11 protein-coding genes are annotated in these 16,217 nt (G+C 35.5%); 5 read left to right on the forward strand and 6 right to left on the reverse strand.

Annotated features, from left to right (window positions below; genetic code table 11):
* The first annotated feature begins 47 nt into the window (after window positions 1–47).
* A complete protein-coding gene (locus UH7x_RS04685; protein ID WP_482362565.1) occupies window positions 48–1,802 on the forward strand; it encodes an FAD/NAD(P)-binding protein in 1,755 nt (584 codons plus the stop codon).
* A gap of 13 nt (window positions 1,803–1,815) precedes the next feature.
* On the opposite strand, the gene UH7x_RS04690 is transcribed toward UH7x_RS04685, so the two are convergent.
* Both UH7x_RS04690 and UH7x_RS04695 read right to left on the reverse strand, forming a co-directional pair.
* A complete protein-coding gene (locus UH7x_RS04690) occupies window positions 1,816–3,279 on the reverse strand; it encodes a hypothetical protein (RefSeq protein ID WP_482362566.1) in 1,464 nt (487 codons plus the stop codon).
* Window positions 3,280–3,836: 557 nt separating this feature from the next.
* Window positions 3,837–5,654 (reverse strand): DUF885 domain-containing protein, encoded by a 1,818-nt coding sequence (locus tag UH7x_RS04695; protein WP_482362567.1) that lies wholly within the window; start codon window positions 5,652–5,654, stop codon window positions 3,837–3,839.
* A 179-nt stretch (window positions 5,655–5,833) separates the two neighbouring features.
* Here UH7x_RS04695 and UH7x_RS04700 point away from each other — a divergent pair, with 179 nt between their 5' ends.
* A complete protein-coding gene (locus UH7x_RS04700; protein WP_482362568.1) occupies window positions 5,834–6,841 on the forward strand; it encodes a phosphotriesterase family protein in 1,008 nt (335 codons plus the stop codon).
* A 91-nt stretch (window positions 6,842–6,932) separates the two neighbouring features.
* Here UH7x_RS04700 and UH7x_RS04705 read toward each other — a convergent pair whose 3' ends face one another.
* From UH7x_RS04705 to UH7x_RS04720, 4 genes are all read right to left on the reverse strand, one after another.
* Window positions 6,933–7,289 carry a heavy-metal-associated domain-containing protein gene (locus UH7x_RS04705; protein WP_482362569.1) on the reverse strand — a complete coding sequence of 119 codons (357 nt, stop codon included), beginning with the start codon at window positions 7,287–7,289 and terminating at the stop codon, window positions 6,933–6,935.
* A gap of 20 nt (window positions 7,290–7,309) precedes the next feature.
* The gene (locus UH7x_RS04710; RefSeq protein ID WP_482362570.1) at window positions 7,310–9,568 is read right to left on the reverse strand and encodes a TonB-dependent receptor; all 2,259 of its coding nucleotides are present in this window, start codon (window positions 9,566–9,568) and stop codon (window positions 7,310–7,312) included.
* 16 nt (window positions 9,569–9,584) lie between these two features.
* Window positions 9,585–12,083: a heavy metal translocating P-type ATPase gene (locus UH7x_RS04715; RefSeq protein ID WP_482362571.1), complete on the reverse strand. Its 2,499-nt coding sequence runs from the start codon at window positions 12,081–12,083 to the stop codon at window positions 9,585–9,587.
* 143 nt (window positions 12,084–12,226) lie between these two features.
* A complete protein-coding gene (locus UH7x_RS04720) occupies window positions 12,227–12,646 on the reverse strand; it encodes an HYC_CC_PP family protein (RefSeq protein WP_482362572.1) in 420 nt (139 codons plus the stop codon).
* Between the two features lie 223 nt (window positions 12,647–12,869).
* Between UH7x_RS04720 and UH7x_RS04725 the strand changes: the two genes are divergently transcribed.
* From UH7x_RS04725 to purH, 3 genes are all read left to right on the forward strand, one after another.
* Window positions 12,870–13,955, forward strand: a complete 1,086-nt coding sequence (locus UH7x_RS04725; RefSeq protein WP_482362573.1) for a hypothetical protein — start codon at window positions 12,870–12,872, stop codon at window positions 13,953–13,955.
* A gap of 143 nt (window positions 13,956–14,098) precedes the next feature.
* Entirely contained in the window at window positions 14,099–14,560 is a 462-nt protein-coding gene (locus UH7x_RS04730) for a GAF domain-containing protein (protein WP_482362574.1), read from the forward strand.
* A 95-nt stretch (window positions 14,561–14,655) separates the two neighbouring features.
* On the forward strand, window positions 14,656–16,185 hold the full coding sequence (purH, locus tag UH7x_RS04735; protein ID WP_482362575.1) for a bifunctional phosphoribosylaminoimidazolecarboxamide formyltransferase/IMP cyclohydrolase: 1,530 nt from the start codon (window positions 14,656–14,658) through the stop codon (window positions 16,183–16,185).
* Window positions 16,186–16,217: the final 32 nt, after the last annotated feature.

Below are 16,217 nucleotides of genomic sequence, written 5' to 3' on the forward strand. Positions count from 1 at the left end.
AATAGTACATTATACCAGAATTAGAATCCAATCTAAACGGGAGTTACATGGCTAGTGAACGTATAATGGTAATTATAGGTGTAGGACCCAGAGGTGGCTATGCGCTTGAAAATTTAATCTCAGAATTACAACAGCGTGACAGTTTATCGCAACTGAAGATTCTACTATTTGAAGAAACAGGCAATTTTGGTAATGGGCAAGTCTATCCGACAGACCAACCAAAATCCAATTGGATAAATATTACAGAACGAATTTTATACTTAGATAAACGCCCTGCGGTAACAACTGCAACATTAAATATTCCTTCGTTTCCGTCGTACCACGAGTGGGCGAACAAAGATTATAATATAATTCCCAATACAGAATCAGACACCTACCCCCCGCGCGCTGTAGTTGGTGAATATTTAAAAGAACGGTTTGAATCTTTTGTCATTCCGCTTGTAGAAGCCAAAATAGTTTCTTTGATACCAAAACAGGTGGTAACCATTGAAATGAATGACGCGCGAACAATAGTATTGGAAACAAATAATAAGACCTATTCCAATATAAACGAGGTGTTGCTTACCATCGGGCATCAACCCACATATCTGTCCAAACAAATTGAGGAGTGGAATATTTTTGCTACCGATAAGAATGAAATACACCTTTTTAAATCGCCCTACCCTATTAATGCTTTCTTAAACGACAAAAATCTTACTGAAAATAGTACTATTGGGGTGCGTGGTTTTGGATTAGCGATGATAGATGTTGTTAGAGCTATTGCTTTAAAGTTCGGAGAATTTATTACTGAAAACGACAAAACGAAATCGTGTTCATATAAAACTTCTAAAACACTAACTGATTTATTGGTGCCGTTTTCTTTAGATGGATTACCGCCAGCACCAAAACCTCTGAATGCAGCAATAGATGCTTTATTTCAACCTACAGCTGAACAAATTTCGGCTTTCGAAAAGAAGATAGGTGACAAATCGATTCAAAAAGCTGCTAAAAGTCCACAATTTTTAATTCGTGCTTTCGCTCCCATAGCTGCAAAAGTATTTTTACAATTACCCAACAGAAAGGGTCAAAAGCTATCACAACAGGAAACGGAAAAACGTATTGAAAAATGGTTGGAGGATAACAGCTATGAACACGAAACAATTACTCCGACGCAGCAAGCCTCACAAATAACCATGCAAGATTTTGTGGGTATGGCCACGGGAGAAAGTCCCATAAGTTTAGACTATTGTATCGGTCAAGTATGGCGCCATTGTCAACCTTCAATATATGCGGAACTCTCTTATAATGTTTGTAATGAAAAGATCTTTGCAGAAATAATTGCTTTAGACGAGCAATCGAAACGATACTCCTATGGTCCACCAGTAGAAAGTATTCAGCAATTAATAGCATTGCACAAAGCGGGGGTTATGAATTTAGAAATGGCTAATAATCCTGAATTTGATTTAACAGCAGCCGGTTGGCAATTTGAATTGAATGGAAAATCGATTACCGCAAACATAATGATTGATTCGGTTTTAGATGCTCCAAAAATTGAAGCGGTTGATGCACCTATAATCAAAAAAATGCTTTCCAATAATTTAATAGAAGCGGTACATGATAAGTTGGGGGTTGCTACCGATGAAAACGCATATGTACAATCGAGTAAAAAAGACAATCAAATTCCGATTGCCTTACTCGGAAGACTTGCAAAAGGGACTATCATTGGTGTTGATGCCATTTTAGAATGTTTTGGATCACGACCCCAACAATGGGCCTCGGAAGCTGCTAATCGCCATACAAAATGGTTGCAAAAACAGAATTAAAAAAGCGGCTAGCCTAATTAATACCTGCTGCCAATTCTTGCATATAATCGTAAAGGCCTTTTAGTTCTTCACCATCGCAATTGTTACTGATGTATTTTTTAATATACTGCGAGCCACGTACACGAAATAAAATCGCATCAACGCCATTCGCTTGATTCCCACTAAAGAAGCCTTTAAATATATTATAGAGCACAGTACCTTTATTATAATGTGCATACCGCTGATAGCGTCTTAAATAAGCCGTTTCCACATAAGAAACTTGAGGCTCACCAATTTCATTTTCGCTTACTTTATAGCCTTCGCTATTATACCGACTCTCAAAAGCATGGATACTAATTTTTGTTGCATTCTTTAGATTACTCCTACAGGTGGTACCGTAGGCATCCATAAAATCTTCATAAAATAATTTAAAAAAATCGGAATAGCGATCTATAAACGGAAACTCTCTTTTTTCTAAAAGTGTTATTACATCAGAATAATCTGTAATAGAAGGCCCTTCCGATCTAAAGTATGCAAAATCGGAAACGTCCAATGCCCAATTATTAGTTTTACTTGCGCGAATCACCCCTTTTTTATCCTCACGAACAAACATAGGTTCTGGCAGGTATTCTAACGAAAATTCAATTGTTTCTATAGTTGGACATTCTAAAACAGCTTGCTTAATAGCTCTAGTTGCCACACCTTCGTAACCAACAAGCGTTTTCTCTTTTTGATACCCATAACGTTCAGTGTTATTAGAAAAAACAGGAGCGATATGAAATTTTTGATTAGGGTTACAAGCCCCCTCATACTTTACAGCCAGATTAGAAGTCAATTCTGGTGCGATATACATTTTTAGCACAAAATCATCTACGGCATCATCGAAACCTTTTGTCAGTTGCCAGCCAGAATTTTCATTCATATGTCCGTTGTAGACCACCTTTTGATTTTTTCCCTTACCATCTATTGGTGGCACATAAATAGGACCTAAAGTAAAGCGAATAGACTCCAATTCATCGCACTGATCTTGCAAGCCTTTTTTCATAGCTTCCAACATTCCTAAGACAGGAAGATCATTGATATCTCTGGTTTCTAGAAACTTTTGTACTATAGGATTGGTATACATAATGGAGGTGGTTTTAACCGTCATCTGTGATTCACAAGCACCTCTATATTCAATTAACAAATCTAACATGGAATATTTGTCCCCTTTGTTGGAAGAAACCAAGGCGATAAAATCTTTGGGTGCCCGTTTTGAACTATTTGGTGTAAAATTAGCACGATACCCATCTGCTTCATACAGCTTAGTGTCGCCATAATCGGTACGTTCCCAAATTTTTAAATCGCTTTTCGCAGCTTCTCTTATTTTCTTTAAACGTTCTTCTTCTTTTTTCCACTTTTTTGGCTGTGCATACGGATTAAATTTATTTTTCTCTTGTGCAGTACCAAATTGAAAACAGAATAGTATACCAAATAGGAGCAGTAGTTTCGAAGACATTAAAAAGTATTTAGGTTGTAAAACTAAATTAGTCATTTATCTTAATTGACTGCAAATCAATGTTTAAAAATAGAAACTATTTTTAAAAAAAAAGGAGGCTTTTGCCTCCTTTCTGTTGTTCTTAAAAATCAAGAAAACCGTATTAATTTTAAGGCGGTATGCCTTCGACTATTTCTCCAGCTTTCGTGCCTAGTAATTAATCGATCAATAACAGCTTCATTTGCTTTGTGTTTTTGTTCTTTATGTCTCATTATAATTTTTCTTAATCTTAGGTTGTGATGGGTACATTATGCACCCTTATGTACACAACACATTAGACGTAAAACAAGCTTATAAATTACAATCTTAAGACAAGTTTAACAACACCTAAATATCTAAAAAAGAGCGTTTTACATGATATTAAAGCTAAGCACACCTACAATCGTTCTACTAAAACAAAAGAAACCAAACAACCAATAGTACGGTCAAATTTTAACCCCTTTTTAAAATGCCGCAAATAGGGTTAAAATCTGGTTTATATTTTAAATTGTAATCAAACGAACTAATAGGTTTTATACTTACTCAGAAGCTTTCGCTTTTTCGGCAGCTACCCATTCATTAACACTGCGTTCTAATAATGGCAAAGGCAAAGCACCCCCACCGAGCACGGTATCATGAAATCCTTTAATATCGAATGAATTGCCGAGTGTTGTTTCGGCATTTTTACGTAATTCCTGAATCTTCAACATTCCTATTTTATACGAAGTGGCTTGTCCCGGCATTACCATATAGCGTTGAACCTCAGCTTTTATGGCTCCATCAGAAATAGATGAATTTTCAGTAAAATACTTTATCGCATCAGCTTCGGTCCATCCTTTTGCATGCAAACCTGTATCAACAACCAAACGTATAGCTCTCCAAATTTCATTAACCAAACGACCAAAATCGTAATACGGATTTTGATAACCGCCCATTTCTTTTGCCAAAGTTTCGGTATAAAGCGCCCAGCCTTCACTATAAACACTAAAACCGGCTTGGGTTCTAAATTTAGGAATATCAGTAAGTTCCTGAGCTATGGAAATTTGCATATGGTGACCAGGATTACCTTCATGATAAGCAACACCTTCTAAAGTTGATTTAGGCATTGCATTCATATCTGATAAATGCACATAATATGTGCCAGGTCTAGATCCATCTGGTGTACCCCTCGAATAATGTTGTGGTGCTCCATCTTGTTCTCGAAAAGCTTCTACACGCTTAATCACCAATTTTGCTTTAGGTAAAATTCCAAAGTAATCGGGTAGTTTAGCATCGATAGCATCTAAATATTTAGTAGACTCATCCAAATACCCTTGTCTTCCTTCATCTGTATTCGGAAAGAAAAACTGTTTATCGGTATTTACAAAATTGAAAAATGCATTTAAATCACCATCAAAACCTACCTTCTCTTTAATAGCCATCATTTCGCTCTTAATGCGAGCTACTTCACTAAGTCCCTTATCATGAATTTCATCGGCAGTAATCTTCGTGGTGGTAAATACTTTTAATTGGTGATTGTAATAATCTACACCATTCGGATGACGACTAACACCCGTTGGTGATTCTTCAGCATTTGTAATTTCTGTATCTAGCCACGATAAAAGATTCTCATATGCAGGCTTAAAATAATCTTTAATCGCTTGAGCTGATTTAGCCTTAAGAGTAGCTGCTTCTTCAGCAGTAATCTGTTCAGCAACAACTAATTCATCTATTTTACGATGCATATCATTAAGAATAGGAGTCCCATCTACTAATCCTATCGTTTGTTTACGTACGGTTTCAAAAGCAAATTTTGGAGCCAAAATACCAATTGCTACTTGCTCTTTTGCATTTGCTACCAATTGGTTCATAGCCCGACCTGCTTCTTGAATTCTAGAAATGTACGCGTTAATATCTGCAAGGCTATCCACCTTATGAAAATTGATTAAATAATTTGGCAGACCAGTGTGCAGACCTCTCATTTGATCAAAAACATAACTCATATTGCGATATTTATGACCTTCTTTTAATATCTCATATTGATATACCCATAAATCATAAGACGTTTTATCGGTTGTATTCAGGTTGTCGTAATTGAATTTTTCCTTTAGTTCATTTGTGGCTTCTGTGTACCAAGCTAACTTTTTGTCTGCTGCTGCTTTACTATAATCATCTATTTTGTCATATTGATCTTTTCTACCCTGAGTGGTCAAACTTAAAGGGCTCATCTGAAGCAGTTCTTCATACTTAACATCAAACCATTCGTTAATGGCTTCCGATTGGTCAACAACTTGCTCAGGAGCTTCTTTGCAGGAAGAAAATGAAAGCAATAAAAAGACAAATGAGCTGGTAAAGCCCGTAAACAGAATATTTTTCATAAGACGTTTGTATGAATTAAAAATTTTGGAGAACATTTAATATGTACTACAATTTATATATTTTTTTGGGATAACTTAAAATGTGTCCGCTTATAATTTAACAAACTAATTTGCAATATAAAACAGCTGTTATTCAATAATAGTCACAAGAATTAAGAACAAATAAGTTATCTTTCTATATGAAAAATTTCAATTTCGGAATAGTTCTTAGTATTCATTTTTTGCTGCTTTCAGTTTCTTGCAAAAGTGAAAAAGGTTTAAATACGGTACAAGGTTCCACTTTCATTTCTGAATTGGGCGTAAGTCTTTCACATGAACATATTATGTCTAATTATGGTAAAGACATTAACGAGACCTTTAGTTATGACACGCTACAATTATTTAATCAAGTTATTCCCTATCTAAGGCAAGTAAAAGCTCTAGGGGTGAATTCTATTTTTGATTGTACCACCGAATATTTTGGTAGAAGAATAGATTTACTAGAAAAAATATCGACTGAAACAGGGGTGCAAATCATTACAAATACTGGCTTTTACGGAGCAGCAAACGACAGATATATTCCAGAATTAGCTTATAATGCCAGTGCAAAATCAATTTCAAAAATATGGATTGATGAATTTAAATACGGAATAAAAGGTACCGAAAGTAAACCTGGTTTTGTTAAGCTAGGTTTTGATGATGGCAAATCACCATCGGAAATAGATACTAAATTGTTTGAGGCAGGTATGCTAACTCACCTTTCAACAGGTTTAACATTAGCTGTGCATACCGGCGCTAATTTAGAGGCGATGCAATTGCAAACTAGACTGCTAAAAGAAAATAACATTCACCTGAGTGCTTGGATTTGGACACACGCTAACAAAGTTGACAACGATTCTGTTTTGATTGATTTAGCAACCCAAGGTGCATGGATTTCGCTAGATGGTGTAAAAGAATCGAATACAACTGAATACGTAAAACGGTTAAAACTGTTTAAACAAAAACAATTACTAGACCACGTACTTTTATCACATGATGGTAATGGTTATCCGAATGGTGGAGAAATACGAAAGTTTGATGCGATTTTTTTACATCTAATTCCCGAACTTTTAAAAAATGGATTTACAGCAGATGATATCAATAAAATTCTAGTGCTTAATCCAGCTAGAGCTTTTACGATTGAGGTTAGAAAAATCGAAACTGAATAATGATACTATTGCGAAAGCTTTTTCTTAAAGTAGATTTATAAAAAAGCGCATACGAAAATTGGCATGCGCTTTTTTATAAGCTATGCTAATTTTAATGATTTACGCCATCATCGCTATTATCTTCGCGATAACGACAGCACGGGTGCACAGAATCATAAGCTTCTTCAGTTGCTTTTAATTCTTTTGTATCGTGGCCCACATTTACAATAGCAGTTTTAATTAACATTGGATTCGTTTTGTTTTCATTATAAATTAATGACAACTGATGCGTTGGAATATTCCATTGGGCATACTTAACCCCTTTTACGCCCAATGCTGCTTTTTCAATTCGTTCTTTGCACATTTGACATTTTCCGTTAACATCCATAGTTAACTTTTTATTCTTCTCTTGGGCATTTACGTTCACAAAAAACAAAGCCATTATAAGCACTAAAAAAATATTCTTCATAGGTATTTATTTTACTTCTTCTAAATTTTATATCTAAATCCCGCATAAAACATACGTCCCATTATTGGTGCATACACGATACTGGTATCAAAATTTGCGCCAAACGGATTTTCTGCACTTAGCACAGGGTTCTGTTGTTTAAAATTACTCAAATTTTCACCACCAACATAAATTTCAAACTGCGTATTAAATACTTTTGTTACTTGTGCATTCATTAGACTATAACCTGCTGCATAATCGCCCAATCTGTATGCTGGAGGATTTGTATCGGTATTGGGTAAACGCTGCTCGCCAACGGTATGCAAGGTATAATCGAATCGCCATTGTCCGCCGTTTTCACTCAACTCAGTTTGATAACCGAGATTTGCAAAAAAGCGATTTTGCGCTTGTAACGGTTTCTGTAAGTTTCCGTTGTTATAATCAGTATTCACATCGTAATATTTATAAGCCGTACGTAATTCTAAATTGTTTAAAATCTCATGATTTAATTCTATTTGAAAACTATTAGCTTCACTTTTTCCATCGAGGTTATAAAAAGTAATCGCTCTAGAGTTTTCCCAATCCACCACCACCTGATTTTTAAAGTCCGTTCGATAATAATCTAGGGTTATATTCCCTGGTCTGTTTAGAAAAGTAAATCCTTGTAAAAAACTAACCCCATAATTCCATGCATCTTCTGCATCTAGACCGTAAATACTTCCTTCGGTATCTAAAATTTGAATTTGACGAGAAGTGGCAAACAATTGCTGATTTTCAGCAAAAATATTAGCTGCTCTTCGCCCGCGACCAAATGAAGCTCTTAGACTACCGCGATCCCAAGGCGTGTAACGCGCATGAAGTCTTGGCGTAACAAAATTACCGAGTCTATTATGTGTATCTACACGTAGGCCAGCCGTAAAACTCAATTTTTCTAAATTCTCGTAACTGTACTCAAAGAATGCTCCAGCCGAGACATCGTCGCGCACATAATTTAAAGTATTTACAACCTCATCATAACCATCATAAGCAAAAGTGAGCCCCGTTTTAAACTTGCTACGTGTATCACCAATAATAGAATTGAAAATTAAATTGGAATACACACTTTCGTGATCTATGTCATATTCGTTCAATCCGAAATATGAATCTTGTTTATGCAGACTATATGAGGTTTGAAAACCAATACTCTGGAACGGTAGTTCAGGAAACACATAACCCAGTTTTAAAGATGAATCGAAACGTTTAGTGTCAATTTCGCTTCCCCAGATTTCATTACCAGTTAACATAGCTGAATTAGAAAGGCGATCCGTCGTTCTATCGTAATCAACTTGTCCAACAAGTTTTTCATCAGCCAAATAACGAAGATTCAAAAAACTAACCCATCCATTTTCTGGGTCTTGATATTGCAACCTTGTCATCACATTAATTTGATTTGCCAAAGGCGCATCTAAAAATCCATCATCATTATTGTCTTCTTTAATATCGCGTCTATTGTGATGAATGTACGCACCCAAACTTAGACGGTCAGAGATTTTTTGATTAAAATGTGTATTCAGTTCTAAGCGACCATTTACATTACCGTAGCCGTTTACAAATAACTTATTATCCGTTAAAGGTTTTACTAGTTCCGTATTAATCTGCCCCGAAATACTTTCGTAACCATTTACCACACTCCCCGCTCCTTTGGTTATTTGAATGCTTTCTACCCAAGTGCCAGGTGTAAAAGTGAGTCCGTATGCCTGCGAAGCACCGCGAACCATAGGAATATTCTCTTGGGTAATTAATAAATACGGACTCGTTAAACCCAACATTTGAATTTGTTTGGTACCCGTTAATGCATCCGAAAAATTGACATCAATCGCGGGATTGGTTTCAAAACTTTCAGAAAGATTACAACAAGCAGCTTTTAGCAATTCAGCACTGTTGATAGTAACAATATTCTGCGAACTAAAATATGCTTTTTGCACCGCATCTTTCTTTTGTTCTACTACAACCTCATCTAATTCATTTGTAGGTTTCAATAGATGATGCACCATAGTGGGCTCATTAATTGTGAGCGTATCTGATTTAAAACCCACATAACTTATTATTAATTTATCGTAAGCTTTAGAATATGGAATTTGAAATAAGCCTTCTTCATTGGTAATGGTTCCTGTTTGCGAATCCATCCAATAAATATTGGCGCCTTCTAGCCCTAGGTGCTTATTATTAGCAGCAGGTTCCATTATCATACCCTTAACCATGTCTTGAGTAAAAGACAGCGCAGGGAATAATACTGTAAGTATATATAGATATATTTTCATTTGATATTTTACCTTATTAATTAATATTTACTGTTCTTAATCGTAATGCATTCGCAATTACAGAAACGGAACTAAAACTCATTGCTAAGGCAGCAATCATAGGTGATAATAATATGCCGAAAAACGGATATAGTAATCCAGCTGCAATAGGCACACCAACGGTGTTATATACCAAAGCAAAGAATAAATTTTGTTTTATATTTTTCATTGTATTATCACTTAATTTATATGCCTTAACAATACCATGTAGGTCACCTTTAACCAATGTAATTGCAGCACTTTCTATTGCAACATCGGTACCTGTACCCATAGCTATGCCCACATCACTTTTTGCCAAAGCAGGCGCATCATTAATACCATCACCAGCCATTGCTACAATTAACCCCTCTTCTTGTAAACGTGTAACTTCGTTCATTTTATCTTGGGGTAGCATTTCTGCTTGGTAATCATTTAAATTCAATTCGCTTGCAACCGCCTTTGCAGTTTCCTTATTATCACCAGTAAGCATCATAACTTTAATTCCGCTTTCCTGCAGTTCGGTTATTGCTTGTCTACTAGTTTCTTTAATTTTATCAGTAATAACAACAAATGCGACCACCGTTTTTTCGATAGCCAAAAAAGAAACTGTCTTCCCTTGTTGTTGTTCATGAAAAGCTTGATGTTCTATTTCATCGGAAATATTAGCATTCATTTCAAGCATCATCTTTATATTTCCAATGGCTATTTTTTTTCCTTCGATAATACCAGACACGCCTTTTCCGGTTACTGCATTAAAATCTGAAACCTGTAAAAATGTGATGTTTTCTTCTTTGCCATATTTAACAGTAGCTGCCGCCAAAGGGTGTTCACTCAATTGATTTAGGCTAGCCATATATTGAATAACTTTTTTAGCGTCAATATTTTCTGAAATCACTGTAACTTTCTCAACCGATGGTTTGCCTTCTGTAAGTGTGCCAGTTTTATCGACAATAAGCACATTCACTTTGTTCATTTTCTCTAATGCTTCAGCATTTTTAATAAGCACACCATTTTGGGCTCCTTTACCGACCCCAACCATAACCGACATTGGTGTTGCTAAACCTAATGCACACGGACAAGCGATAATTAGCACAGCTATTGCATTAACCAAAGCATATACATATGCTGGTTCTGGACCGAATAGGGCCCAAACGACAAATGTAATTACCGAAATAAATACGACCACCGGCACAAAATAACTTGAGATTTTATCCGCCAATTTCTGTATGGGAGCCTTGCTACGACTTGCTTGATTTACCATTTCAACAATTTGAGAAAGCAAGGTGTCTGCACCTATTTTTTGTGCTTTCATAATAAAAGATTGATTCCCATTTATGGTCCCAGCACGTACAGAATCACCTACTGTTTTCTCTTCTGGCATAGGTTCTCCGGTAATCATCGATTCGTCTACCGAACTTTCTCCTTCTTCAATTACGCCATCTACCGGAATTTTATCTCCAGGTTTTACGCGAAGTAAATCACCTAAAATTATTTGGTCTATTGCTATAGTTTCTTCTGTATCGCCAGAAACACGAACAGCTTTATTTGGTGCTAGCTTCAGTAATTCTTTAACAGCAGCATTGGTTCTACTATGTGCACGAGCTTCTAGTAATTGACCCATTAATACTAAAGTTAAGATAACAGTGGCCGCCTCAAAATAAACGTGAACTGTACCAAATTCTGTTTTGAATTGAGCAGGAAAAAAATCGGGAAACAACATGCCAAAAACACTAAATATCCATGCAACACCAGCTCCAATACCAATTAATGTAAACATGTTTAAGTTCCATGTTTTTATAGATAGATAGGCTCTTTCAAAAAACATCCAAGTTGCATAAAACACAACCGGAAGAGACAGCATAAATTGAATCCAATTCCAATATTTTAAATCCAAAACATCATACAAAGGATTGGTTGGTATCATTTCAGACATTGCAATCAAGAAAATAGGAAGCGTAAAAGCAACAGCTATCCAAAACTTATTACGAAGTTTTTTATAATTCTTTTCCTCAGTCGAAAGGTCTGCTTTTAAGGGAACCAAATCCATTCCGCATTTCGGGCAAGGTCCAAATTCATCTGCAATAATTTCCGGATGCATTGGGCATGTATATTGAACATTGGTCGTATTTACCGATAATTCTTCAACCAGATCCATTCCACATACGGGACAATCTCCAAACGCATCATATGTTTTTTCACCCTCGCAATGCATGGGGCAATAAAACGTACCCATTGCACCCGCTTTGGGTTTCACAACTTTCTTTTCTTCTGAATGGGAGTTTTCCCCAGGAATGTCAATAGTATAAGCTCCGCCATCATCCTTTAGGGCTTCTTTAAATTTTTCAATAGGAATATGAGATTCCATTTCAATTTCGGCGGAAGCCTTTTCAAGATTAACCATAACATTGGTTACGCCTTCAACTTTCTTTAAAGTTGCTTCGACATGTGAACGACAGCCGTTACACGACATGCCTGTAATAGTATATGTATGATTCATTATTTTCAGATTTATAAGCGTACCGTTAAAAGCGAACATTTTTAAATACTATGCAACAATAGCTCAAATGATAACAATGGTAATCGGAATATCCGACATAGTATTTGTTGTGTAGAACACAATCAGGGAAAATGGTATAAATCTTATATTAAGAAGACTTCGTCAAGAAGGTGAATATTCTTGATTAAAATAGGTGGAGGATATTGATCACCAGTTACAGTATTACTGGCATCATCTTGTAGTAAAATAATATAACTCTGAATATACGATACCAAAAAATACTTCTGGTCTAATTCTAAATTATCATAAGAAAATGTAAGTTCATCTTGCCCAGAAACAGTAATCATTTCGGTATCACAGCAAGAATATTCGTCCGAAATTTGCAATACCTCATCAGAATTAGAAATAGACATATCCATACCACAATCATCTGCATGTGCAAAAAGTGCCACATTCATAAGACGTCCCATACAATAATGCTTACTAACCGTCCACGAAACCGTAGAAGCTAGCACCATTAATGCCATGGTTACAGATAAAAATCTATGTAAAATTTCTTTCATCACTACAAAAGTACATAATATTAAGCAGCACCTATATACTACTAATTTCTTTAACGAAATATTAGCTTGAATGTTATGAAAAAAGGGGTAAAACGCTCTTAATACCCGAAACAATTACAATTTCACATACTTAATTTTAAAAAAATCAGTTATGAGTAGTTGATGGTGTTTATAATACCATTCATCTAATATTCAAAAAATAACTAATAAAATTTTAAGACTTATGAAAAAGCGATTAAAATCCCCTTTAAAATTAGGCTTTATGGCCTTTACACTAACCCTTTTTATGGTTGGTTGTTCTTCTGACGACGGTTCTGTATTTGATACTGGAAACCAAGGCGGCGAAGGAGATGGAGACGGCGATGATCCAGTTGAAGAAGTTGCCACTATAATTTACAACGAAGCTACACCAGCAAATAACATAGTAACTGCTAGTGCTAGTGGTGAAGTTGGAACGGATGTACCAGGTAGAGTAATCTTTACTTCTGATGCTACTACACAACGAAGAATGTACATTACACAAAATGTTTCTGGAGAAGGTGATATGCCTTTCAACAGTTTTGATTTAAACGATACTGAATTAACAAAGGCTTTAAAAGCTGATGGATCAATTGATTTAGATGGCGCTACTAAAAAAGAAATTGACTTTACTTTTAATTTACCGGTACCGGATGTAGACAATGGAACTATTGTTTATAGTTTTTGGACAACTACAGGTAAAGGTGATTTTAGAGATCCAACTAAAAGGTTAGCCTTAGGTGTAGGAACTATAACAGTAACTGTTGGAACGGGTACAAACCCATCTACTCCAGTTCGTGAGTTTACAGATATTCAATTATTCGCACCAGCTGCTGATGGTACAACAGAGTCGTTCTTCTCTTTATTAAATGAAGAAGTTTACCGAATTAACGAAGGTCCAGAATTTAGAGCTTTTTGGGATTTTGGTTATTATTATAAAGATCAAGAAGCATCTTTTGCTTCTACAGCTTCTTATGATGAATCATTTGGTTTCCCTGTTGATGGGTTAGAGCCAGGTTCAGATGAAGAAGATGCTGCTAATGAAACATTGAACGAGACGTTCTTTACACCATCAAATATGCTAGCTGCAGATTTTGATGCCATTGTTTTATCAGGTTCATTAGATGTTATTGTTAAATCGACTGGTCAAAGTGTTAGTGGTTTAGCTGTTGGTGATGTTATAGAATTTGTAGATAATTACGGTAAAAAAGGTGTTATCAAGATAACCGCTTTGGATCCTGGTTTTAATGTGAATAATAGCATCACTTTTGATGTGAAGATTCAACCATAAATAAATACAATATTGAAAATAAAGGGGATGTCATAAAATGACATCCTTTTTTTTTGTAATAACTTTAAAAATCTTCGACATAGAATAAATAATAGCAACGACCTGATTCTCAGAATAAATTACTTTTGTCAAAAAAAATGAAGATGTTTGAAGAATTAAAATCGAAAGCAACAGCTATAATAGACAGCAACTTAACTGTAGATGAGCGCTTATTAAACATTTGTGAGCTTTTGAAAGAAAAAGTTACATATTACGATTGGGTAGGATTCTATTTTAAAAATGGTGATAAGGATGAACTTAAACTTGGACCGTACGCTGGCACTCCAACAGACCATACAATAATTCCCTTTGGTAAAGGTATTTGCGGCCAGGTAGCGGTAAGCAATGAGAATTTTGTTGTACCTGATGTTCAGGCGCAAGACAACTATATAGCCTGTAGTATCACAGTAAAATCTGAAATCGTAATCCCACTGTTTGTTAATGGCGAAAATATTGGTCAAATAGACATCGATTCGAACACAAAAGATCCATTTTCTGATGCTGATGAACGCTTTTTAGAATTCATAAATAAAAAAGTAGCTCAAATACTTCCTCAAAACGTTTAAAACTTTAGTGTTTTTGTTGATAACCTCGTCTAAGTTTAACGGCTAAAAAATTTACTTTTGCATGTCGTTAACCCACACTCTATATACACGTAAAAATGAGCACTAAAAAAGCTACTTCAGCACTTATCTCCGTATTTCACAAAGATGGTTTAGAACCAATCGTAAGAAAATTTCAAGAACTTGGCATCACCATATATTCAACTGGTGGTACTGAAAAATTTATTCAAGAATTAGGAGTAGCGGTTGTGCCTGTTGAAGATGTAACAAGCTATCCTTCTATTTTAGGTGGTCGTGTAAAAACATTACACCCTAAAGTTTTCGGAGGAATTTTAAACCGTCAAGATAACGATAGTGATGTTGCACAATTGGAAGAATTTGATATTCCACAATTAGATATTGTAATTGTTGACTTATATCCTTTCGAAAAAACAGTTGCAAGTGGCGCATCTGAACAAGATATTATTGAGAAGATTGATATTGGCGGAATCTCATTAATACGAGCTGCTGCCAAGAACTTTAAAGACGTACTTTGTGTTTCTTCAATGGAAGATTATTCAGAAGTATTAGAATTAATTTCTACTGGAAATGGAAGTACAACGCTAGAAGATCGTAAAAGATTTGCTGCAAAATCGTTCAATGTTTCTTCACATTACGACACTGCAATATTCAATTACTTTAATAAAAACCACGATATAGCCGCTTTAAAAGTAAGTGAGACTAATGGAAAGGTTTTACGATATGGAGAAAATCCACATCAAAAAGGATTTTTCTTTGGTGATTTCGATGCAATGTTCGACAAATTACATGGTAAAGAACTTTCTTATAATAATCTATTGGATGTTGACGCTGCTGTTAATTTAATGGGAGAATTTAAAAATGACGCTCCTACTTTCGCTATTTTAAAACACAATAACGCCTGTGGATTAGCGCAACGAGATAATTTACACCAAGCCTATATAGATGCATTGGCAGGTGATCCTGTTTCTGCTTTTGGCGGAGTTCTTATCAGTAATAAAGAAATTGACAAAGCTACTGCTGAAGAAATACACAAATTATTTTGTGAAGTTGTAATAGCACCTAGCTACAACGCAGAAGCATTAGAAATTTTAAAAGGCAAGAAAAATAGAATTATTTTAATTCAAAAAGAAGTAGCAATGCCTGAAATGATTGTAAGAACATGTTTAAACGGGATGTTGTTACAAGAAAAAGATCATAAAACTGATGCACCCGCAGATTTAGTTACTGCGACTACAATAGCACCTACTGCTAGCGAAATTGAAGATTTAATTTTTGCTTCTAAACTTTGCAAGCATACTAAAAGTAACACCATAGTACTGGCAAAAAACAAACAGTTATGCGCTAGCGGCACTGGTCAAACATCACGTGTAGACGCCTTAAATCAGGCAATTCACAAGGCAAAATCTTTTAATTTTAACTTAGAAGGAGCTGTAATGGCCAGTGATGCATTTTTTCCGTTTCCAGATTGTGTAGAAATAGCCAATAAAAGTGGTATTTCTAGCGTTATACAGCCGGGCGGATCTATTAAAGATCAATTAAGTATCGATTATTGTAATGAGAATAAAGTATCTATGGTAATGACAGGCACACGTCATTTCAAGCATTAATTTCATTACTTTTGTCGACGAAATACACCCCA

The sequence above is a fragment of the Aurantibacter sp. UH7 genome (assembly GCF_056839165.1).

What these genes read in the sequence shown, in the direction of transcription:
- UH7x_RS04685 (WP_482362565.1), top strand. Translation starts at nt 48, where the DNA reads ATGGCTAGTGAACGTATAATGGTAATTATAGGTGTAGGACCCAGAGGT.
- UH7x_RS04690 (WP_482362566.1), bottom strand. Translation starts at nt 3,279, where the DNA reads ATGTCTTCGAAACTACTGCTCCTATTTGGTATACTATTCTGTTTTCAA.
- UH7x_RS04695 (WP_482362567.1), bottom strand. Translation starts at nt 5,654, where the DNA reads ATGAAAAATATTCTGTTTACGGGCTTTACCAGCTCATTTGTCTTTTTA.
- UH7x_RS04700 (WP_482362568.1), top strand. Translation starts at nt 5,834, where the DNA reads ATGAAAAATTTCAATTTCGGAATAGTTCTTAGTATTCATTTTTTGCTG.
- UH7x_RS04705 (WP_482362569.1), bottom strand. Translation starts at nt 7,289, where the DNA reads ATGAAGAATATTTTTTTAGTGCTTATAATGGCTTTGTTTTTTGTGAAC.
- UH7x_RS04710 (WP_482362570.1), bottom strand. Translation starts at nt 9,568, where the DNA reads ATGAAAATATATCTATATATACTTACAGTATTATTCCCTGCGCTGTCT.
- UH7x_RS04715 (WP_482362571.1), bottom strand. Translation starts at nt 12,083, where the DNA reads ATGAATCATACATATACTATTACAGGCATGTCGTGTAACGGCTGTCGT.
- UH7x_RS04720 (WP_482362572.1), bottom strand. Translation starts at nt 12,646, where the DNA reads ATGAAAGAAATTTTACATAGATTTTTATCTGTAACCATGGCATTAATG.
- UH7x_RS04725 (WP_482362573.1), top strand. Translation starts at nt 12,870, where the DNA reads ATGAAAAAGCGATTAAAATCCCCTTTAAAATTAGGCTTTATGGCCTTT.
- UH7x_RS04730 (WP_482362574.1), top strand. Translation starts at nt 14,099, where the DNA reads ATGTTTGAAGAATTAAAATCGAAAGCAACAGCTATAATAGACAGCAAC.
- purH (WP_482362575.1), top strand. Translation starts at nt 14,656, where the DNA reads ATGAGCACTAAAAAAGCTACTTCAGCACTTATCTCCGTATTTCACAAA.